The sequence below is a fragment of the Arthrobacter sp. MDT2-16 genome (assembly GCF_054510925.1).
On the sequence record NZ_JBTNDP010000004.1, the window covers coordinates 152,235 to 172,441 of the forward strand.

A 20,207-nucleotide genomic window follows, 5' to 3' on the forward strand; every position below is an offset into this window, starting at 1 on the left:
GGAGGGGAAGTGCGCCGGGTTGTCCACATAGAAAGGGGGTGTGGACAGACCCGGCCGGGGTCGACGCCGGAGCGCCTACAGGCCGTCCGCCGCGTGGAACGTGCGGAGCGCCTCCACCACGAGCCTGTGGTCCTCGAGCTGCGGCAGTCCCGACACCGTCACGGTGGCCACCGGTCCCACGCCCCGGATGTAGAGCGGGAACGAGCCGCCGTGGGCGGCGTGGGTGGTGGCGTCGAACATCGGGTTGTCCTCCATGCGGCCGCCGTTCCGTCGCGCACGAAGACCCACGAGCAGGGACGGCACGTAGTAGCGCTGTGCGGTGCGGGCCTTCGCGTCGAGCCAGAAGTCGTTGTCGGGGGTGGCGCCGTCGAGCGCCGCCCGGAACAGGATGTGGTCCGGCCGGCAGATGCTGACGGCGATCGGCAGGTTCCGCCCTACTCCGAGCTGGACGAGCAACTGTCCGAGGGCCACGGCGTCGTCGTTGGTGAAGCGGGTGAACTGGAGTTCGGCGACCTCGCCCTCGACCTTCGCGATCAGCGCCTCGAGTGCTTCCGCAGGCTGGTCGCTGCCGCCGTCGGGATCGAACGGACGGATGACAGTCGAGGGGGCGTCATTGCTCATTGAATAAATCTACGCGGTGGTCAGGCTGCGGCGGAAACCGGTCCGGGCACCCACTTGGGTGCCTCTTGACAGAAGTCCCATCTCCGGTGATCACGGGGTCAGAGCCCGGGCGCGCAGGGTCCGGTGCCGAGGAGTGCGAGCCCGGCGCGGTCGCCCTCGCCGAAGGAGATCCGGCCTGTGTTCTCCTCGAACATGAGCTCGTGTGGATCATCGATGTGGTCGAGTCCCACAACGTGTGCGAGCTCGTGCATGACGAGTGCCTTCAGGTATGCGCGACCGCCCGGGATCAGCAGGGTCTGGACGGCATCGGGTGCGTCGAGCTGCACCTGCCCTCCCACGAAGACGAGGGGCTGGCCGGGCGACTGGGCGTAGTCGCTTCCACCCAATCCGGCGACATCGCCGGCGAGTCCGGGGATCTCCGCCGGACTGCTCCAGGTGATGAGCACCGGCACCCACGTCTCGCCGTACAGCTCCGGCTGATACAGGTCGCGCTCCTCGGAGGGTGCCTCCGTCGTCGTGCCGTCGTCCACGAACTGCAGCCCCGTGGCCGCGGACACCTCGGCCACGGCCTCCTGCACCAGTCCCTCCGACCCCGACGGTGCGTTGTCCGGACGCACCACGTAGTGCACCGGGCGGCAGGGGTCGTAGGCGATCCACTCCTGATCCTCCACCGGTGACTCGAAGAGCCGGTACGCCGTCGACGCCGGAGCGGGCGGCGGGGTGCCGAGCGGCACCTCGTTCGCTCCGACACCGCGGGGCGGGACGTTCGCGCCGGGCAGGTGCGGCAGGGCGACAGGCAGGACGAAACGATCGAACAGCGACGGCGTCGCATAGAGGAAGACCACGAGCGCGAGGACGGCAGCGGTGCCGAGCCGCAGCCTCAGGCGCGGTGGTATGCGGCCCCTGCGCCTCGGCGATGTGCACCCCGGGTGGTTCCGCGCGCCCCGCCGCGGGTGTCGACCGGTCGGCGCCCCACCACACCACAGCGGTGGTGCTGTCGGTTGACCGGACGCCTCGTCCATCGCCCACCGCGGTACTCGGCCCGACGGCGACCGCCGCACGTCCCGCGCGGCATCGCCCCGCTCGTGATACCACTCGCGATCCAGTGTCCCCATGTGCTGCGCTTCCCCCGTCCCGGCAGATCCAGGTCCATCGTGCGGCACGGGCAAGGGGGTCCCGTCGTGGTTTGAGGGGTCCTTGGGCAATGCTGCGCGAAGGCTGCCGGGAACCGGAGACGGACACGTGCCGGGAACGACGACGGCCCCGCCGGCCGCCCGAGGGCAACCGGCGGGGCCGAGGAGGGAACCAGGACCTAGGAGGTCTCGATGTCCTTCGAGGCGTAGTCGAACCGGAACGTCACCGAGGTGTCGGAGAGCAGGTGCAGCTCGTGGTTGGCGCCGTCGCGCACACCGAAGCGGCCGTAGTTCTCCTCCCAGGAGCCGTCGACCAGGATCTTGAACTGGTAGGTGCCGGCGGGCAGCTGGAGCGTCTGCTTCCAGGTGTTCGAGGCGGCGTCGTAGTCCAGCTGCAGCTCTCGGAGGTCCGAGCTCCAGTGCCCGGCCTCGCCGAACAGCGGGTCGAAGTCGCCGGAGAGAGCGACGGACTGCGGCTGACCGTGCCAGGCGTCGTCGGCGGTTCCCTCTGCGGGCGAGACGACGCCGTCCGAGGTCACCTCGAGGGTCGGCGTGACATCCGGCGGCGTGGTGTCCTCGGCGGGCGCGGCGTCCTCGGCGAGGGCAGCTTTGGCCTGGGCGACCTCCGTCGGATCGACCTCCACCTCGGCCTGCACGGCCTGCGACTCCTCGCCCAGCTGCTCGGGAGCCGCCGGCGCGTGCACCGGAGCTGCAGGAGCCGTCTCGGGCACGGGAGCACCGCTGATCATGGCGTTGATGAACTGTTCGGAGTCGGTGAACGCACTGACCGCGCGGACGCCCTCGTCGGTGGCGGTCCAGCCGCCGCGGCCCTTGACGAGCCAGCCGGCCTTGACGAGCTTCGACGTCGCCGTCGTGAGCGCCTTGAAGCCGCGGGGGACGCCGCCGGCGAGGAGCTCGGATTCCTTGTCGTCGAACGGGACCTCGGCCACGGCCTGCGCCATCAGCTCGGAGGGTGCGACGACGGTGCCCGCGGCCTGGTGGGCGGCGAGCAGGGCGAGGGTGGTGCGCAGTCGGTCGTTGGTGCGGTTCCGGGGGGCCATGGCGGTCTCCTTCGTGGGGCGGGCGGCAATCCGTCGTCCACCATGCCCCTGCAGTCCGCACCCGGAGGACGCCGTCCCACGGGACGGATTCCTACCTGGTCGGGCTCGACGATGCTGGAGACTGCGGATGACAGCACCCCGACTTTATCCGAGTCCTGCGCATTGCCGCTATTGTGCGCTAGATGACGCCTCCAGCCCGTACCTCGGCGCCCCGGACCGCCGCCCGGCTGGTGCTCGGGGCGTTCCTGCTGTTCGCCGGCGCAGCCCACCTGACATTCGCGCGGTCGGAGTTCGCCGCGCAGGTCCCCGGGTGGCTGCCACTCGACGCCGACGTCGTGGTGCTGGCGTCCGGCGTCGTCGAACTGGTGCTGGGTGCCGCGCTGGTGCTCCTCGGCAGGTACCGCGTGCTCGTGGGGTGGGTGGTCGCGGTGTTCTTCATCGCCGTCTTCCCGGGCAACATCGCCCAGTACGTCGACGGCGTCAGCGCCTTCGGGCTGGATTCCGACGGTGCGCGGCTCGCCCGCCTGTTCTTCCAGCCGGTACTGGTGCTCTGGACGCTGTGGTCGACGGCGGCGTGGCGGGACCGCCGGACGCTCCGGCCGTCCTCGACGGGCGTGAGGCGGAACAAGGGCTGAGCCTTCAGCACTGGGCCTCCGCGGGCCCGTTTGTGGAGCCGTACCGGCCGACGGCCGTAGCGCGGCCGAATCGCCCCGCGACCGACATCCCGAAACCCCCGTGCGTTCACCACACCGCCACGTTCGGTTCGTAGACAGGAGAGGTTCGCACCCACCTCGTCCGCCCGGGAGAACCATGACTCCGTCCCGTCCCACCCGCCGACTGCGCGCGCAGGCCGCCGTCGCCGCCGTCGCCGCCGTCGCCGTGACCGGCACCCTGCTGCTGGCACTACCCGCGAGCGCCGCCGTCGTCCCGGAGCCCATCAGCTCCTCGGCACCCGACGCCGCGCTCAGCCTCACCCCGATCGGCTCGTACGAGAGCGGGGTCTTCGACGAATCCGCGGCCGAGATCGTCGCCTACCACGCTGCGAGCAAGCGCCTGTTCGTCGTCAACGCGCAGGCGGGTGCCGTGGACGTGCTCGACGTCGCCGACCCCACCACACCGGTCAAGCTCTTCACCATCGCGGGAGCCGGTGTCGCGAACTCCGTGGCCATCCGCTCCGACGGCCTCGGCGTCATCGCGCTGGAATCGCCCACCAAGACCGACGCCGGATCCCTCGTCTTCTTCGACGCCGCCGGAAACGGTGCCATCCTCGGTTCCGTGCAGGTCGGTGCACTGCCGGACATGGTGAGCATCTCGAAGGACGGCACGCTCGCCGTCGTCGCCAACGAGGGCGAGCCGAACGACGATTACACGGTGGACCCCGAAGGCTCGATCAGCGTCGTCTCGCTGCCCGCCACGGTGGCCGCACCTGCCCAGGAAGCCGTCCGCACGGCGGGCTTCGGGGCGTTCGAGGCACCGGAGAACGGCGGCACGAGGGTACTGCCCGACGGCGTCCGCGTCTTCGCGGGCGTCGAAGGCTCCACGCGACCCGTGTCCGAGGGGCTCGAACCCGAGTACATCGCGATCGACGGCGGCACCGCGTACGCCGCACTGCAGGAGGCGAACGCCGTCGCCGTCGTGGATCTCGCGTCCGCAACGGTCACAGAAATCTGGCCGCTCGGCACGAAGGACCACGGCCTTCCCGGCAACGGACTCGACGCGTCGGACCGCGATCCGCGGGACGCGCCGACCGTGAACATCCGCACGTACGAGGGCCTCAACGGCCTGTACATGCCGGACGGCATCAACGCCTACACCGCAGGTGAGCAGACGTACCTCGTCACTGCGAACGAGGGTGACGCCCGTGAGTGGGGCGACTACGCGGAGCCCGCCCGCGTGAAGGACCTCGGCACGGACGGTCTGGCACCGCTCTGCGGGACGAGCCCCCTCGCGGGGCTGACCGGCGACGCCGACCTCGGCCGCCTGAACATCAGCACGGCCAGCGGCCTCACCCCGGAGGGCTGCTACGACGAGCTCTTCGCCTTCGGCAGCCGCAGCTTCTCCATCTGGACCACCGGCGGCGAGCAGGTCTTCGACTCCGGGGAGGACTTCGAGCGCATCACCGCCGCCGCGAACCCCGGCTTCTTCAACTCCAACCACACGGAGTCCAACCTCGAGGGCCGCAGTGACGACAAGGGCCCCGAGCCCGAGAACCTCACCATCGGCGTGATCGACGGCCACACCTACGCCTTCATCGGCCTCGAGCGCGTCGGCGGCATCATGGTGTACGACATCACCGACCCCGCCACCAGCACCTTCGTCACCTATGTGAACAACCGCGACTTCTCGCAGTCCGTGGGCGACGGCGGCAACCTGGCGCTCGCAGGCGATCTCGGCCCCGAGGGCCTCACCTTCATCCCGGCGGACGGTTCGCCCACGGGCAAGCCGATGATCGCGGTCGGCAACGAGGTCTCGGGCACCACCACGCTGTTCGACATCACGACGGACACCACCACGGTGCAGGTGCTCGGCATCAACGACTTCCACGGGCGCCTCGAGCCGAACCGGGCCGAGGCGGGTGCCGCCGTGATCGGTGGCGCGGTGAACACCCTGACGGCGGAGAACCCGAACACCCTCTTCGTCTCGGCGGGCGACAGCATCGGCGCATCCACCTTCACGTCCTTCTCGCAGCAGGACAACCCGACCATCGACGCGCTCGTCACGGCGGGCCTCGATGTCTCCGCGGTGGGCAACCACGAGTTCGACCGCGGTTTCGCGGACCTCACGGACCGCGTACTGCCTCGTTACGGCGACACACGCTACGGCCTCGGCGCCAACGTGTACGCCAAGGGCACCAAGAACCCTGTGCTGGACGAGTACCACGTGGAGGAGGTCGACGGCGTCCGGGTCGGTTTCATCGGCACCGTCACCGAGGCCACGCCGACGCTCGTCTCCCCGGCGGGCATCGCGGACCTCGACTTCGGCAACCAGCTGGAGGCCGCGAACCGCGTGGCCGCCCAGCTGCGCGACGGCGACGATGCGAACGGTGAGGCCGACGTCGTCGTCCTCCTCGCACACGACGGCTCAGGTAGCACCGACTGCGCCACCATCGGCGCCGAGCAGTCGCCGTACGGCGAGCTGGTCCGCGGCGCAACCGCCGGCATCGACGCCATCTTCTCGGGGCACACCCACCAGGCGTACAACTGCTCGTTCCCGGTCGCGGGGCTGGAGGGCCGCGAGCGTCCGGTGCTGCAGGCCGGTCAGTACGGGACCATGCTGGACCAGCTGCAGGTGCGCGTGGACCGCGAGACCCGGGACGTCGTCTCGGTCGAGGCGGCACTCCTGCCGCTGACCGCGGACAATGTGCCGCTGTACCCGGCGGACCCCGAGGTCGCAGCGATCGTCGCCGAGGCGAAGGCTGCCGCCGATGTCGAGGGAGCCGTCCCGGTCGGCTCCATCACGGCGGACATCACGCGGGCCGCGGACCGCGCCACGGAGTCGTCCCTCTCGAACCTGATCGCGGACATCCAGCTGGAGGCGACGTCGAACGCTGCGTTCGGCGGTGAGCCCGCACAGATCGCGTTCATGAACCCGGGCGGGGTCCGCGCGGACCTATTGTTCGGGGACGACGGCGGTGTGGTCACCTACGCGGAGGTTGCAGCCGTGCAGCCCTTCGGCAACACACTCTTTACCCTGGACCTCACGGGAGCCCAGCTGAAGCAGCTGCTGGAGCAGCAGTGGCGGTCGGAGGATCCGGCGGACAAGCTGCACCTCGGCGTCTCGGAGGGCTTCGGCTACACCTACCAGCCCGAGGCCCCGCTGGGGCAGCGCATCACCTCGATCAGCTTCGAGGGTGCGGCGATCACGGACGAGCAGGTGTTCCGCGTGACCACCAACTCGTTCCTCGCGGGCGGCGGTGACGGTTTCACGGTCTTCACCGAGGGCGCCAACCCGGCGGACTCGGGGCAGATCGACCTCATCGCCGCTGTGGAGTACTTCGAGGCATTCAGCCCGGTGGAGCCGGGGGCGGTCGGCCGTGCGGTGGTGGGGGCGGACCCGGGCACGACGCCGACGCCTACTCCTACCCCGACGCCGACTCCTCCTCCCGGTCCCACCAGTGATCCCATAGCGGACGACGGCGACTCGGACGGTTCGGGCGGCGGCGGTCCGGGCGGCGGCGACGGCTCCGGTTCCGGGTCCGGTTCCGGCAACGACGGCGGCTCCTACAGAGTCAGCGGAAACCTCGCCGACACCGGTGCAAACGTGCTGCTGATCGCCGGAGCGGGTGTGGTGCTCGCGCTGCTCGGCGGGGCGCTGCTGCTGGTGCGGCGCCGTCGGGGCGGGGACGTCACCGCACGCTGATCCCGACCAGTAGCAACGATGCCCGGCACGCTGTGCCGGGCATCGTCGTATCCCGGGCCGGGGGCTGATGCACTCCGCCCTTGCCGGCATCCCGTATGTCGGGTGCTACTGCGTGCCGGACGACGTCTGTGGCCGGCGGGAGTCGGTGCCCACCCGGAGCCAGAAGGCGAGGTCGGCATCGTCCGTGATCCGCTCACCCGGCACGGTCAGCCACCCGCGACCCATCGGCCGGTCGCCGCCCATCTGGGCCGGTATACCGCCTCGCTCCAGCAGATCGTCGTACTGGCCAGGATCGGTGCGGACGAGCAGGTCCCCGTTCCGGCCGACGCCGACCGCCAGACTGTCGTCGACCATGAACGACTGGAGTCCGAACATCCGTACTTCACGCACGTTCCGGTGCGAGGCCAGCAGGTCCCGAAGCCTCTGCACCAGGCTGTCACGAGGGTCAAGGGTGGCCACGGTCGCTCCTTCGTTCGACGTACACGCCGAATATGAAGTCGCCGCTCCGTCCTGTCAAGGAATCCCGGGCACTTCGAGTCTCGTCCTCAGGCCGGTAACCCACCGCCCATGACGAGGCCCGGCTCCGAAGTACCGGACATCGTCATGGGGTGCGAAGGGCCTGGAAACGGACCCTAGTTCCGCCGGGCCAGGACCAGGAGGTACTCCATGTCCACGGCAGTGCCGCCGTTACTGAACCGCGTGAACAGCGCCTTCAGGTCGTCGTCGAGCGCTGCCGCCCGATCCGCGTCGCCGCCCAGCGAGGCGTAGACGCTGATGGTCGGCCCGTACTTCGACTTGAAGAAGTCGAGGAACTCCTCGGAGGAGTCGAAACGGTCCACCCGCACAACCCGCCGCTCGGCTTGCAGGTCGGACACCTGCCCGTCGAACAGCGACCTCACATGGTTCTCGTTGCCCCACAACGGCGGTGGCTGCGCACCGGGAGGCGGCGGGGGAGCGTAGGGCTTCATAGTCATGAACATCTGGCCGATGAACCCCTCGGGCGTCCAGTTGATCAGGCCGATGCTCCCGCCCGACCGGCAGACCCGCGCCATCTCGTTGGCCGTCAGCTGGTGATGCGGCGCGAACATGACGCCCACACAGGACATCACGGTGTCGAAGGACGCCGAGTCGAAGGGGAGGGCCTCGGCATCGGCGACGCGCCAGTCGAGGTTCGCACCCCGTTCCTGCGCGAGGTGCCCGCCGATGTCGAGGAGTTCGGGCGTCAGGTCCGATGCCGTCACGTGGGCACCGCGTTGGGCCGCGGGAATGGCGGCGTTGCCCGTGCCGGCTGCGATGTCGAGGACGTGCTGGCCCTCGGTGACACCCAGGGCGTCGACGAGGACGTGCCCGAGGCTGGGAATGATCTCGGACGCGATCGCGGCGTAGTCGCCCTGCGCCCACATGGCGCGGTGCTTGGCTTTCAGCGCCTTGTCCGCGTCGGTGGAGGTCGTGGTGTCGGTCATGGTGGATCCTGTCGTGTGCTGGGCCGCTCAAGCGTGCGGCGCGGTGTCTTCCTGACGGCACCAGTGTTCTCGCGGGCCGTGTGCACGGGCGTGTGACGGCTCCCTCCTACAGGTGGTGCAGCGCGGCAAGGTCCTCGTTCAGCAGGGGGTTCTCGATGCTCCGGGCCAGCAGCGTCAAGGCCGGCAGGACGGCGTCATCACCGAGCGCGGCGCGCGCAGAATAGGCGCGGACCGCGAGTTCGCGGTGCCCGTACCTGCTGGACCGATCGCCGAGCTCCCGCGCGAAGTCCCATGCGCGGGACGGGTCCGTGGCGAGTGCCGCGGTGCTCGCGAGGTCGAGGTTCCGGCCACGGAACCAGCGGTACCAGGGGTTGGGCTGCACACCACGGCGGATCCAGGTGTTCGCTCCATCGGTGTCTCCGCGCGCGAGCAGCACCTGGGCCTTGGCGTGTGCCGCCGCGTCCAGGAAGCACCGGTCACCGAACGACGATGCCAGTGCGGTGGCATGATCCGCCATCTCGTCGGCGCCCGACTCGTCTCCCGTGGCCAGGTGCAGTTCACTCCGGAGGGCCTCGACGAACGGCGTGAACGCCGTCCAGTGTTCGGCGGCGACAAGGGCCAGCACTGTATCGAGCTCGACTGCGGTGCGCTCGCGGTCCCCGGTCAGGAGGTGGACCCGACCGAGCATCGCCCGCGAGAAGGCCTCCTCTCGTGTCCGCCCGAGGGCGGCGCTGAGACGCACCGATTCCTCGAGGGCGACGACGGCGCCCGGGTAGTCGGCGGTGTCGGTCGCGAGCATCCCGGACACGCCGAGCGCCCTGGCGCGTTCGTCGGGGAGGTCTTCGGCAGCCGCCGTCGCACGGGCCAGCCATCGGGCTCCACTGTCGGGGAAGCCTCGCTGGACGGCGAGGAACCCGAGCTCGCGGTACGCCGCCGAGCGGATGGCCGGCGAGCCGCCGCCCGATAGGGACACCACGCGGTGGAGCAGGTCGGCGACCTCCGCGCCTCGGCCACCGGCGCCGTGGATGAGCGCCCCGGCCAGGGCCAGCAGGGCTTCCGCCTGCAGGGTCCGGTCGCCGAGCCGCTCCGCCAGATTTCCGGCGACCCGCAGATGGGTCAGGGCGGTGGCGGTCGCACCCGCGGAGAGGCATGCCTGTGCCGCCTCGAGATAGGACGCGACGGCGGTGGGCGTGGCGGGGAGTCCGGCGGTGCTGGTGTCCGGGGCGGCGAGCGCGTGTTGAACCTCGGCGGGCAGGCCCATGCCGAGCTGCTCCTCGAAGACGTCGCCGCAGTGGGCCGCCGCGGTCCGTGCAGCGGCGCGGTCGCCCGCGGCCACAAGCGAGCGGACGAGCAGGGCATGGAAGTCGGGGTTCAGCGGGTCGAGTTCCACCGCGCGGGCTCCGAGTCGCACTGCCGTTCCTGTGTCACCGTCGGCGAGCGCTTCAAGTCCGCCCTCGTACACGAGCGTCTCCACCGCGTGCCGCAGCCGGTGCCGCTCCATGGTCAGCCAGGCGTCGAAGGGCGGGTGGTCCGTGAAGTCGAGGCCGTCGAGCAGTTCGGCATCGACCTCGCCGAGCAGCGGGGCCCTCAAATCGGTATCGAGCCGGAAGCCCGGCGGCAACGCGAGAGCGACGGGGTTCCCGCTGAGAACGGTATCCGGTCCGAGTACGCGCCGCAGGTCGGCGAGGTGCCAGCGGAGGGCTCCGAGCGGGTCGTCCGCGCCGGCGAACAGCAGGGCTGCCAAGTGGTTACGGGCGGTAGGGGTCGAATGCAGGAGGAGGTGGGTGAGCAGTCCCCAGGACTTCCGGCCGCGCGGCTGACGGCCCTCCCCATCGGGGTGCGTGATGGAGGGAGGCCCGAGAAGCTGGAGGACGATCCCGGCCATGCATCACTGTAGATCTGCGGGCTGGCGGTGCGGAACGGCCGGTGCCGCAGATGACGCGCACCTGGCATCCGTGTGGCGCGTGACGGTGAACTTCCACCGGTGCGGAGGACGCTCATTCCGGCTCCGTGTCGAGATCGGGTCGGTAAACCCTGCCGCACTACTTCGCCAATGCTTCGCCCGCCCTCCTGTCCTGAACCCTAGGCTGATTCAGCAGCCATTTGGGGGGGAAGCATGGAAGCAGGGCAGGGCGCCGCAGAACAGGCACGGCGGTTAGGTGAACGGGTCTCTCGGCTCGAAGAGGAGCTTGAGAAAGCGCGCAAGGCACAGCAGGCCTGGGAAGCCGGAGCCGAAGGTGAGGCGCGTGTCGGCGAGCAATTACGCCAACTCGAGCTTCATGGCTGGAGGATCCTCCACGACGTGCACTGGCCCGGCCGACCGAAGGCGAACATCGACCACATTGCGGTGGGTCCTGGTGGTGTCCTGGTGATCGATGCCAAGAACTGGTCAGGGGACGTGCGACTGCGTGACGGCGAGCTGTACCAGAACGGCTACCCGCGTAAGCGTGAAGCGTCATCGTCGCTCGAACAATGCAGCGCGGTCGCTGTTCTTCTCGAACCGCAACATCGCAGTATGGTGCAGGCGTGGATCTGCTTGGTGGGACAGCCGGATCTCGCAGGGCCGACGACCGCCGGCGTAACCGTCGCAGGCATCAACAGGCTGGTTGAGGCGGTGCTCGCTCTACCGCCGGTACTCGAGCAGCCCTTCGTCAACGCCATTCACGACTACCTCGAGGGGCTACTGGCAGGACCGAGCAGCCCTGCTGTGGCAACGACTGCGCTCCTCGACCCGTCGAACGCTGCGTCCTCCGCCCTTGCAGCCCGGCGTGTGGCAGCAGCGAGGCCCGCTCCTGTCGTTCAGTCTCGACCGGCGACGACGATGCGTCCAGCTACACCCGCCCGGCGGCCGCGCCGAGGGAATCAACTGAGCTGTTTCGGTGCCATGTGGCGTTTGGTGGTGACAGTCCTGGTGCTTTGGATTGGGGTAGGAGCCCTGCAGAGCTTCGCAGAGTCCTATACAAATCCTTTTCAGCCAATACCGGGCATCGAGCAACCACCCGCCGCCGGATAGGCGCCGAACCGTGGCTCGAGGTGTAGGACACGTCTATCGACGCTTATGTCCTTCAACCGGCTACCGCGCGACGGCGATGGGGTAGAGGTCCGTCCCTTCCAGCATCACCGATTCGATCTTGGCCGCGAGCGGCCCGTCCGTCTCCGATGCCGACTTCGCGTCGATCCAGCGCTGGTCCGTGCCGAATGCCTTCCAGTTGGCCTTCGGATCGCCGTCGTGCTGAAGCAGGTAGACGAGGACGTCGGGGGAGTCGACGGGCGTCCAATAGCCCAGGCTCTTCATGTTGTGCTCGATGAACAGGTTGATGGTGGAGTCGCGGAACCTGTTCAGCAGGGCGTCCATCTTGCCCGGCGAGGCGGTGTAGGTGCGAAGTTCGTAGGTCATGGCTCTCCTTAAAGAGGGAACTGGCGGTCGGGTTCAGCCTAGGCGGCCCTTCGGGCGTCAGCCGCTCGCTGCGGTGACCTGGTGTGCAGTCCCGGCGCCGAGGCCGATGAACGCGCCCAGCTCCTCGAGGCCGGAGGGACGGCCGGGCATGAAGTTCGTCAGCTCACGCGAGCGGATGACGACGGCACGCCACTGGCCCCGCGAGACGGCCACATTGAGGCGGTTGCGGTTCAGCAGGAACTCCACGCCGCGCGGCGCCTCGGACACCGAGGAACAGGCCATACTGACCAGCACCACCGCGGCCTCCTGCCCCTGGAACTTATCGACCGTCCCCACCCGGATGTCCGGGAGGTCCGCGGCGTCGAGGGCAGCACGGATCCTCTGCACCTGCGCGTTGTAGGCGGCGACCACCAGCACGTCGCCCTGCGCCAGCGGCCGGGGCAACTCGTCCTCGCCGGGATGCCACGGCAGACCGAGGTGCCCGCGCGCCTGCACCACGACCTCCGCCGCCTCCTCGTCCGACGCCACGACATTGCCGGTGTGGTCGACGAGGACGACATCGACCCCGGCCGGCAACCCCTCGAGTCGGCGTTCCGCGGCAGCGGGTGCGGCGGCGAGCTTCCCGTCGTAGCTGAGCCGTGACACGGCGCCACACAGATCCGGGTGCATGCGCCACGAGTCGGCGAGGAAGTAGCCGAGGCGGGCGGGGAGCGTCGCGTGTCCGGCGGACAGCCAGCCCAGAGCCGACTCGTCCACAGGCTCCGGGTGCGAACCCTGCGTGACCTGCGGCAGTTGCTGCGGGTCACCCAGCAGCATCAGGCGTGACGACGCCCGGGAAACTGCAAGCGTGTTGGCGAGCGAGAACTGTCCGGCCTCGTCGATCACGAGCAGGTCCAGCGACCCGGGCGCTACGAACCTGCCGGTCATGAACCACGACGTCCCGCCGATCAGGCAGCCATCATCCCCCGTGAGCAGGGCACCGATGGCACTGTCCGAGGTATGCGGCCAGGGGACAGGATGCTCCTTCTGCAGCTTCTTGCCGATCCGTTCCGGGTCCACGCCCGCTGCGACGGCTGTTGTGAGGAAGTGCTCGACGACGGCATGGGACTGCGCGACGACGCCGACCTTCCACCCCTGCGCCACGAGCCGGGCGATGACGCGCGAACCCACGTAGGTCTTGCCCGTGCCGGGAGGACCCTGCACCGCGAGGTAGGAGGAGTCGAGGTCGAGCAAGGCGTCGGTCACGGCGGTGACGTAATCCGCCTGCCCGAAGCCGTCATGCGCGACGACGGGCAGTGCGTCCCGCGTCGCCAACCGCGGCGACGCGCGGCGGAGGACATCGAGCCCAGGGTGCCGCGGGAGACCCGGTAGCGCGGCGCCGACCGAGTTCGCCAACTCGGCGAGGGACGCCTCCAGGCTCACCGTGGCCACCGGCTGATCGGGCGTCAGGGCACTAGGCAGCTGACGGTACGGCGGGACGTTCCCCGATGACTTCTCCGTGACCGTGATCAGCGTCCTGCCGGGAACGTCCGGGTCCGTCTCCACGCGCTCGACCACCGTCCCGAAGCACCCACCCCGGCCGAGCGGGCCGCCTGTCGAGGTCTGCACGCCATCGGGCACCGGCGCATCGAACATGCGGAACCACGTCGAGCCCGGACGGAAGTCCGAGCCGTCCGCGAGGACGCCCCGCAACTGGATCGTCCGAGACTCCGTCCGCGCTCTCGATGTTGGTTTCGCCCAGTCCTCCAGCACGGTCGCGGACTCAACGAGGAAGACGTCCCGCTGGTCAGACCAGCTGTCCCGGTCGTTCTCGAGCCGATCGAAGTGCTCCCACCAGAACTGCTTGCGCTCGCGGCGGTGGTAGCCCGTGGCGGCGGCGACCATCGCGATGGCCTGGTCCTCCGCCGTCGGTGCGTGGTCCGCTGCACGCTGGGCGAGGTGGTCGCGCAGTCGGAGCTCGTCCGGGGTCGGTTCATCCTCACGCCTCGGCTCCGGCGTTGTAAGCACGTCCTGCACCCTGTCGGGAAGGTCGGGACCCGTCGGCGCATCGGGCCGGGGGAGCTGCAGCAGCCAGTCGCGCAGGCGCAACGTGGAGAGGCAGTCGTACTCGTTGTAGTCGGTGATCGAGGCGAGGATCGTCGCGGCGGTTGCCTCGTCGCCGTCGTCCCGTGCCGCACAGTACTTTGCGTACGCCACCACGGAGGCACCGGCGTCGGCCACGTCGCCGGTGCGCAGATGGTCGCCCATGTAGAGGGGTTCGAGTTCCTTGATGGAGTAGGAGGCGGCGGAGACCCGCAGCGAGTGCCGCACCGTCGCGTAGAGGTCCACCAGCAGGCCGCCGCGGAGCCAGTCGTCGACGATGTCCTCACCGGCGCCGTGCCGCAGCGAGAGGGTGCGCAGCGCCGTCTTCTCGTACGGCGCGTAGTGGTAGATGTGCATGTCCGGGTGCGCACTCCGGCGCTTCTCCACGTACTCGAGGAAGGCGAGGAACGCCTGCCGTTCCTCCCAGCGGGAGTGCGCCCAGAAGGGCCGGAACACTGGCTCCTCTCCCGCGGCGGCCAGCTCCATCACGCCGAAGAGGTACTCAATCCCCCAGCTGCCGGTGGCCGCGTCCTGCCAGAGGGGGTCGCCCTCGAAGTCGAAGAAGATGTCGCCCTCACTCGGCGCAGGCAGCGTCGCGAGCGTGTGCTCGGCGAGCACCCGATAGCCGATCGTGTGCTCGACGCCTTTCTTGACGAACGCGCGCGAACCGTCGACGACGGCGGTGTCCGTCTGCATCCGGGCCTGGTCCCGCAGTCGCACGAGGGGACCGCGGGTGTCGGCGTCGGGCAGCTCTGCGAGCGCGTCGATCGTGGTGATGCCCTTGCTGAGGAGCTGCCTCCGCCGGGACGACGTCATCCCGGCCACCATCAGCAGGTCCCGGTGCAGCGTCACCTGCTCAGCGCAGTAGGCGCAGCGCCCACAGTGGACGATGCCGTCCTGACCCCAGGCCAGCACCGTGTCCGTCGCGCGGTGTGCACCGGTGAGGGAGCGGAACCGGTCCCGGCGTTCGCGGTAGACGGGCAGCAAGTCGGTGAGGGAGTGGACGCTGCGCTCGAGGTCGCCCAGCACGAGGGTGACCTGCGGCGCGGGTTCGAGGCCGAGGCGGATCAGCTGGTCACCGTAGGCCGCCAGCTGCAGCAGCGCGCCGACCTTGGCGTGCCGCGCGAGCTTCGTGTCCCACACGGCGTAGCGCCCGGCGTATTTGGCATCAACGGGCTGCCGGACGAGGAAGTCCGCGTAGCCGAGGAACCCGCCGTCGAAGAACGTGGCCTGGAAGACGACGTCGGCACCCGCGGTGAGGACGGCGGCGGTCTCCTCGTGCTTGGCGAGCAGTGCGGCGCGGTCGAGGGTTTCTCCTCGCTCCACCCGGTACACCCCGGTGTTCCGCTCCGCGTCCCAGTGGCCGTACTGCGCGGTCAGGTCCTCCAGTACCCGGAGTTCGTGGACGTCGCCCAGCGCACCCGCCAGCTGCTGCAGCTCGTCGACGGCGAACTCCGCCTTCGGGGCACGGCCGAGCTTCTCGTCGAGGATCCGCAGGGTCCGGTACTCGCACTCGCTCGCCGCGACGAGGTCGGTCGCGGAGAAGACCAGGTCCGGTTGAGGGGCCGGCGCGATCGGGTCGAGCAAGAACATGGTGCCCCCGGCATCAGTGGTGCGCGGGGACGGCTCCCGCGCTGCTCAGAATGTAGCAAGACCCCCGGACATCCAGCGTCTCCAGCGTGGCGGCGCCCGTGGGGATACAGGAGCGGTCAGATGAAGAGGTCCGGCCGCCGGCAGGTGAGATAGGTGTTGATCTCCCGGGCGCGCTGCACGTCCGCCGGGTCGACGTCGGCGAACAGCAGTTCCTCGTCGTGCCCCGCCATCCCGAGGAACGTCCCGTAGGGGCTGGCGATGCAGCTCAGTCCCGTGAAGTCCGGGCCCGTGTGGTTCGCGTAGGCGACGTAAACGCCGTTCTCCAGGGCCCGGGCAGGTACGAGCAGGGTCGAGATGCTCTCCGCGTTGTAGGTGTGCTCCGGCGCCCGACCGCCGACGTCGCCCGTTGTCGGCACGGCCGTCGGGATGAGGAGCACGTCCGCGCCCCGCTGCGCCGCGCTGCGCGCGAACTCCGGGAATTCGATGTCGTAGCAGATGCCGAGCGCCACGGTGAGTCCCAGGAGGGGGACCAGTTCCGGAAGCTCGTGGCCGGGCAGGAAGATGGACTGTTCCTCGGCCCCGAACAGGTGCGCCTTCCGGTAGCGGGTCAGCTCCGCGCCCTGCCGGTCGAAGAGCGAGGCACTGATGTGGCGGCCCTCAGGACTGGCGTCGACCGTCGATCCGACCAGCGCGATGCCGTGGTGGCGAGCGATATTGGCGAGCGCGGACCGGATACCGGGACCGTCCGAATCGGCCACGAGGGCGGGCGCATAGCCCGTGGCGAAGAGTTCGGGCGTCACGAGGATTCCGGCGCCGTGCTCGGCGGCGCGGGCGGCATGCGCATCGATGCGCCGCAGGTTCTCCTCGACGGCGCCGGTGGCTCCGTCGGCCTGCAGTACAGCCAGTCCAGGCATGAGCCCTCCCTCTCGAACGGCGATCAACGCTCTCGGCGGTGCAGATTCCCAGCACCGATCCATTGACAGGCCCCATGGTAGGCACAACTATTGACCCGAACCGAATGACATTCGATTAGTGAGGGTAGGAACGATGGATTCTGCAGATGCGTCTACGGCAGCCGCTTTGCGTCGGCGGCTCGAGGAGATCTCCGCCCGTGAACAGGGCGACGCCTCACGGGCCGCACTCACCGGCCGGGACCTCGGCATGTACACCCTGGTGACCCTCGGGATCACCCTGCTGGGCTTCCTGGTGTTGGCGCTGTGAGCCGGAACCACCAGGGATCCACCGACGTCGCCGGTGAGACGAGTGGATCGCTGGGTTCGCTGCCGCTCCTGCGCAAGGAGCGCATCTGGAACGGCGCCGACTTCACCGGCGTCAACATCAGCCTCGCCATCGCCACCTGGGCCTTCCTCGTCGGAGGGTCGACGGCGCTGCTCGTCGGCTTCCAGCAGGGCATCGCCGCCATGATCATCGGCAACGCGATCGGCCTCGGGTTCATGATCCTGGCCAGCGTCGTCGCCAGCCAGCGCTACGGCGTCGAGCAGTACACCATCCTCCGGCCGGTCTTCGGGCTGGTCGGCGTGGGCATCCTGGTCTTCACCGTCATCCTGATCACCGAGATGGGCTGGTCGTCACTGCTCGCGATCATGGTCGGGCGCGCCGTCACCCAGGTCTCGAACTCCGCGTTCAGCACCGATTTCGGTCCGGAGAGCCTCATGGTGACGGTCTTCGCCCTCGTCGCGATCGCCGTCTCGTGGTGGATCCTCTCCCGCGGACCCGTGACCATCGGCCGGTTCAACAAGTTCATCGCCCCGGGCCTGATCGTCGTGACCGTCTTCCTCATGGTCTTCCTCGTTCTCAACACCTCGTGGGACACGCTGTTCAGCGCCGCGCCGCTCGCCCCGTTCGAGGACGACCGCCTCAACTTCGCCCTCGCGGTCGAGTTCAACGTCGGCGTCGGCGTGTCCTGGTACCCGGTCATGGGGTCCCTCGCACGGCTGACGAAGACTCCGAAGGCCGCCCTCTGGCCCTCCTACGGCGGACTGCTCGGAGCCACCCTGATCGCGCAGATCGTCGGCATGGCAGCGGCGCTGACACTCGGCGACTCCGACCCGACGGTCTGGATGCTGCCCTTCGGCGGTCCGATCCTCGGGGCCTTCATCCTGCTGTTCATCGCCTTCGCCAACATCACCAGCACCTCCTCCATCGTCTACTCGACGGTGCTGGCCATCCGGCAGGCGAGCGGCAATCTGCTGTCTCAGGTCAAGTGGGCCTGGCTGTGCGCGGCATTCTTCGTCCTGCCGGCCATCCTCGCGTTCTTCCCGGGGTTCATGTACCTGCGGTTCATGACGTTCGTGACCCTCAGCGGCGCGTTCCTGGCCCCGATGTGCGGGGCGATCATCGCCGACTACTTCCTGCTGCGCCGCCAGCGCGTCGTCCTCGAGGACCTCTACCGCCACCGCGGGGAGAGCGCCTACCACTTCTCCGGAGGCGTCAACTGGGCCGGTATGGCCGCCGTCGCCGCCGGGGCCATTTTCTACCTCGTGATCTACAACCCGGTCACCCTCACCGCGCAGCCCATCTTCGGCTACATCACGGCGTCCTTCCCGGCGGCGATCATAGGCGCCGTCGTCTACTACGTCCTCGCCCGCGTCCTCTACGTCCGCCGCGGCGTCGGCGGTTACGCTCCTGTTGAGAAGGTCGAGGGGCGCGCATGAGCCGCACTTCACGGGCCGCCGTGCACCGCATCGGCTCGAAGGACCTCGAACTGACGACCGTCACGGTCGCCGATCCCGGACCGGGCACCGTCCTCGTTCGCATGGGCGCGTCGGGGGTCTGCGGATCGGACCGCCACGTGCTCGACGGCGACTGGACCCTCCCGTCCCCCACGGTCATGGGACACGAGGGCGCGGGCACCGTGGAGGCGATCGGCGAGGGCGTCACCGACGTCGCGGTGGGCGACCACGTGATCCTCTCCTGGTTCTACCCGTGCCGGCGCTGCACCGCGTGCCTGTCGGGCAAGTCCTACGTCTGTACCGGCAGTCGGTCCGAGGAGTGCCTGCTGCCGGACGGCAGCACGCCCGTGTCGGTCGACGGCGAGCGGGCGTACCCGTACCTGACCGTCGGGTCGATGAGCGAGTACGCCGTCGTGCCGGAGGCCGGGGCCATCCGCATCCCGAAGGACGTCCCGTTCGACGTCGCGAGCCTCATCGGGTGCTCGGCCGCCACCGGCTTCGGGGCCGTGGTGAACGACGCCGACGTCGAACCGGGTTCGTCCGCCGTCGTCATCGGAGCCGGGGGAGTGGGGCTCTCGATCATCATGGCGTTGCGCCTCGTGGGCGCCCATCCGATCATCGCCGTCGACCTGAGCGAGCATAAGCTCACGGCCGCCCGGGGGTTCGGGGCCACCCACACGCTCGTACCCTCGGCAGACCTGGCCGAGGAGATCCGGGCCCTGACGGGCGGGGGAGCAACGTACGCCTTCGAGGCCATCGGGCGGGTCCAGACCATCGAGTCCCTCCCATCGCTCATCGCGGCCGGCGGCAAGGCTGTCATCGTGGGACTGCCGCCGGAGGACAGTCCCGTATCCATCGACGCACTGGCGCTCGCGGAGAGCGGCAAGTCGCTCATCGGCTCCAACTACGGCTCCACCGTGCCGGGGCGGGACTTCCCGCGCCTCGCGGCGCTGTACCTCGCGGGGAGGCTGCCCGTGGACCGGCTCATCTCGCACCGCATCGGTCTCGACGAGGTGAACGAGGCGTTCGACGCGATGCGACGGGGCGAGCGCGCCCGGAGCGTCATCGTGTTCCAGTAACGACGACGGCGGCTAGCATCAGGATCGACAGCGCGGCTCGGCCGCTTTCATCAGGGGGGACATGGGCAGGCCGCGCCAGGCGATTCTGTCGCAGGAGAAGATCTACCGGGCAGCCCTCGAGCTGGTCGACGAGTTCGGCGACTTCACGCTGCCGGGACTCGCGAAGCGGCTCTCGGTCAGCCCGTCGTCCATCTACCACCATGTGCAGGGCCGACCGGAGATCATCAACGGCATCCGGTCGGTCATCGGGTCCGACGCCCTGGCGGCGGGCGACTTCTTCACCGCCGGCCCGGCCTGGCAGGACCGGGCGGCGGCATGGGCACGGAGCTACCGCAGCGCCCTCGGCCAGCATGCGAAAGCCATCCCGCTGCTCGTGGGGGAGGCGGTGACGGACACGGCGACGCTCGAGATCTACGAGCACCTCGCTTCAGTCTTCGTGGAGCAGGGCTTCGCGGCGAATGACGTGGTGGTGGCCGTGACGGTCCTCGACAGCTTTATGCTCGGGTCCGCGCTCGACATGGCGTCGCCTGAATCGGCCTGGCTCGCGAGCGCCGAGGCCCAGCCCGCGCTGCACGGGGCGTTCGAAGCGTCGTCCCTGGGCGGGCCGCGGTCTGACCTGAGCTTCGAGGTGGGAGTGGCCGCGATTATCACGCACCTCGAGGCGCTGGTGGCGCAGGTTCGAAGACGGTGCTGACGAACCTCCTGCGGCCTCTTGTCAGCCGGACG

Annotated in this window: 16 protein-coding genes; 7 read left to right on the forward strand and 9 right to left on the reverse strand. The window is 69.5% G+C overall.

Features of this window, described 5'->3' with window-relative positions; translation table 11 throughout:
* Window positions 1-75 precede the first annotated feature (75 nt).
* The 3 genes from ACX80N_RS09365 to ACX80N_RS09375 all read right to left on the reverse strand — a co-directional run bounded on the left by ACX80N_RS09365 (window position 76) and on the right by ACX80N_RS09375 (window position 2,815).
* Window positions 76-621, reverse strand: a complete 546-nt coding sequence (locus tag ACX80N_RS09365) for a heme-degrading domain-containing protein (protein ID WP_459339151.1) — start codon at window positions 619-621, stop codon at window positions 76-78.
* A 98-nt stretch (window positions 622-719) separates the two neighbouring features.
* Window positions 720-1,466, reverse strand: coding sequence for a M10 family metallopeptidase domain-containing protein (locus ACX80N_RS09370; protein ID WP_459339152.1), 747 nt, complete (start codon window positions 1,464-1,466; stop codon window positions 720-722).
* A 467-nt stretch (window positions 1,467-1,933) separates the two neighbouring features.
* Window positions 1,934-2,815: a pullulanase X25 domain-containing protein gene (locus ACX80N_RS09375; RefSeq protein WP_459339153.1), complete on the reverse strand. Its 882-nt coding sequence runs from the start codon at window positions 2,813-2,815 to the stop codon at window positions 1,934-1,936.
* 182 nt (window positions 2,816-2,997) lie between these two features.
* On the opposite strand from ACX80N_RS09375, the gene ACX80N_RS09380 reads away from it, so the two are divergent.
* Together ACX80N_RS09380 and ACX80N_RS09385 are read left to right on the forward strand one after the other, a co-directional pair.
* The gene (locus tag ACX80N_RS09380; RefSeq protein ID WP_459339154.1) at window positions 2,998-3,450 is read left to right on the forward strand and encodes a DoxX family protein; all 453 of its coding nucleotides are present in this window, start codon (window positions 2,998-3,000) and stop codon (window positions 3,448-3,450) included.
* Between the two features lie 175 nt (window positions 3,451-3,625).
* Window positions 3,626-7,174 carry a choice-of-anchor I family protein gene (locus ACX80N_RS09385; protein ID WP_459339155.1) on the forward strand — a complete coding sequence of 1,183 codons (3,549 nt, stop codon included), beginning with the start codon at window positions 3,626-3,628 and terminating at the stop codon, window positions 7,172-7,174.
* 105 nt (window positions 7,175-7,279) lie between these two features.
* Here the strand turns inward: ACX80N_RS09385 and ACX80N_RS09390 are convergent, their stop codons facing one another.
* The 3 genes from ACX80N_RS09390 to ACX80N_RS09400 all read right to left on the reverse strand — a co-directional run bounded on the left by ACX80N_RS09390 (window position 7,280) and on the right by ACX80N_RS09400 (window position 10,522).
* Complete coding sequence (locus tag ACX80N_RS09390; RefSeq protein WP_459339156.1) at window positions 7,280-7,633, reverse strand: TfoX/Sxy family protein; 354 nt, start codon at window positions 7,631-7,633, stop codon at window positions 7,280-7,282.
* Window positions 7,634-7,806: 173 nt separating this feature from the next.
* The gene (locus ACX80N_RS09395) at window positions 7,807-8,637 is read right to left on the reverse strand and encodes a class I SAM-dependent methyltransferase (RefSeq protein WP_459339157.1); all 831 of its coding nucleotides are present in this window, start codon (window positions 8,635-8,637) and stop codon (window positions 7,807-7,809) included.
* A gap of 106 nt (window positions 8,638-8,743) precedes the next feature.
* Complete coding sequence (locus tag ACX80N_RS09400; RefSeq protein WP_459339158.1) at window positions 8,744-10,522, reverse strand: BTAD domain-containing putative transcriptional regulator; 1,779 nt, start codon at window positions 10,520-10,522, stop codon at window positions 8,744-8,746.
* Between the two features lie 231 nt (window positions 10,523-10,753).
* On the opposite strand from ACX80N_RS09400, the gene ACX80N_RS09405 reads away from it, so the two are divergent.
* Window positions 10,754-11,650: a nuclease-related domain-containing protein gene (locus ACX80N_RS09405; RefSeq protein ID WP_459339159.1), complete on the forward strand. Its 897-nt coding sequence runs from the start codon at window positions 10,754-10,756 to the stop codon at window positions 11,648-11,650.
* A gap of 60 nt (window positions 11,651-11,710) precedes the next feature.
* Here the strand turns inward: ACX80N_RS09405 and ACX80N_RS09410 are convergent, their stop codons facing one another.
* The 3 genes from ACX80N_RS09410 to ACX80N_RS09420 form a co-directional block, all read right to left on the reverse strand.
* Window positions 11,711-12,034: an NIPSNAP family protein gene (locus ACX80N_RS09410; protein ID WP_105031149.1), complete on the reverse strand. Its 324-nt coding sequence runs from the start codon at window positions 12,032-12,034 to the stop codon at window positions 11,711-11,713.
* Between the two features lie 57 nt (window positions 12,035-12,091).
* The gene (locus ACX80N_RS09415; protein WP_459339160.1) at window positions 12,092-15,709 is read right to left on the reverse strand and encodes a TM0106 family RecB-like putative nuclease; all 3,618 of its coding nucleotides are present in this window, start codon (window positions 15,707-15,709) and stop codon (window positions 12,092-12,094) included.
* A gap of 116 nt (window positions 15,710-15,825) precedes the next feature.
* Entirely contained in the window at window positions 15,826-16,623 is a 798-nt protein-coding gene (locus ACX80N_RS09420) for a nitrilase-related carbon-nitrogen hydrolase (RefSeq protein WP_459339161.1), read from the reverse strand.
* Between the two features lie 133 nt (window positions 16,624-16,756).
* On the opposite strand from ACX80N_RS09420, the gene ACX80N_RS09425 reads away from it, so the two are divergent.
* From ACX80N_RS09425 to ACX80N_RS09440, 4 genes are all read left to right on the forward strand, one after another.
* Complete coding sequence (locus ACX80N_RS09425) at window positions 16,757-16,930, forward strand: hypothetical protein (protein ID WP_459339162.1); 174 nt, start codon at window positions 16,757-16,759, stop codon at window positions 16,928-16,930.
* Window positions 16,927-18,384 (forward strand): purine-cytosine permease family protein, encoded by a 1,458-nt coding sequence (locus ACX80N_RS09430; RefSeq protein ID WP_459339163.1) that lies wholly within the window; start codon window positions 16,927-16,929, stop codon window positions 18,382-18,384. The genes ACX80N_RS09425 and ACX80N_RS09430 overlap by 4 nt, the downstream gene beginning before the upstream one ends.
* The gene (locus ACX80N_RS09435) at window positions 18,381-19,481 is read left to right on the forward strand and encodes an alcohol dehydrogenase catalytic domain-containing protein (RefSeq protein ID WP_459339164.1); all 1,101 of its coding nucleotides are present in this window, start codon (window positions 18,381-18,383) and stop codon (window positions 19,479-19,481) included. The genes ACX80N_RS09430 and ACX80N_RS09435 overlap by 4 nt, the downstream gene beginning before the upstream one ends.
* Before the next feature lie 61 nt (window positions 19,482-19,542).
* A complete protein-coding gene (locus tag ACX80N_RS09440) occupies window positions 19,543-20,175 on the forward strand; it encodes a TetR/AcrR family transcriptional regulator (RefSeq protein ID WP_459339165.1) in 633 nt (210 codons plus the stop codon).
* Window positions 20,176-20,207: the final 32 nt, after the last annotated feature.

Bases quoted from the DNA above. Each gene is read 5' to 3' on its own strand.
- ACX80N_RS09365 (WP_459339151.1), bottom strand. From the start codon at position 621: ATGAGCAATGACGCCCCCTCGACTGTCATCCGTCCGTTCGATCCCGAC.
- ACX80N_RS09375 (WP_459339153.1), bottom strand. From the start codon at position 2,815: ATGGCCCCCCGGAACCGCACCAACGACCGACTGCGCACCACCCTCGCC.
- ACX80N_RS09380 (WP_459339154.1), top strand. From the start codon at position 2,998: ATGACGCCTCCAGCCCGTACCTCGGCGCCCCGGACCGCCGCCCGGCTG.
- ACX80N_RS09385 (WP_459339155.1), top strand. From the start codon at position 3,626: ATGACTCCGTCCCGTCCCACCCGCCGACTGCGCGCGCAGGCCGCCGTC.
- ACX80N_RS09395 (WP_459339157.1), bottom strand. From the start codon at position 8,637: ATGACCGACACCACGACCTCCACCGACGCGGACAAGGCGCTGAAAGCC.
- ACX80N_RS09400 (WP_459339158.1), bottom strand. From the start codon at position 10,522: ATGGCCGGGATCGTCCTCCAGCTTCTCGGGCCTCCCTCCATCACGCAC.
- ACX80N_RS09405 (WP_459339159.1), top strand. From the start codon at position 10,754: ATGGAAGCAGGGCAGGGCGCCGCAGAACAGGCACGGCGGTTAGGTGAA.
- ACX80N_RS09410 (WP_105031149.1), bottom strand. From the start codon at position 12,034: ATGACCTACGAACTTCGCACCTACACCGCCTCGCCGGGCAAGATGGAC.
- ACX80N_RS09415 (WP_459339160.1), bottom strand. From the start codon at position 15,709: ATGTTCTTGCTCGACCCGATCGCGCCGGCCCCTCAACCGGACCTGGTC.
- ACX80N_RS09420 (WP_459339161.1), bottom strand. From the start codon at position 16,623: ATGCCTGGACTGGCTGTACTGCAGGCCGACGGAGCCACCGGCGCCGTC.
- ACX80N_RS09425 (WP_459339162.1), top strand. From the start codon at position 16,757: ATGGATTCTGCAGATGCGTCTACGGCAGCCGCTTTGCGTCGGCGGCTC.
- ACX80N_RS09435 (WP_459339164.1), top strand. From the start codon at position 18,381: ATGAGCCGCACTTCACGGGCCGCCGTGCACCGCATCGGCTCGAAGGAC.
- ACX80N_RS09440 (WP_459339165.1), top strand. From the start codon at position 19,543: ATGGGCAGGCCGCGCCAGGCGATTCTGTCGCAGGAGAAGATCTACCGG.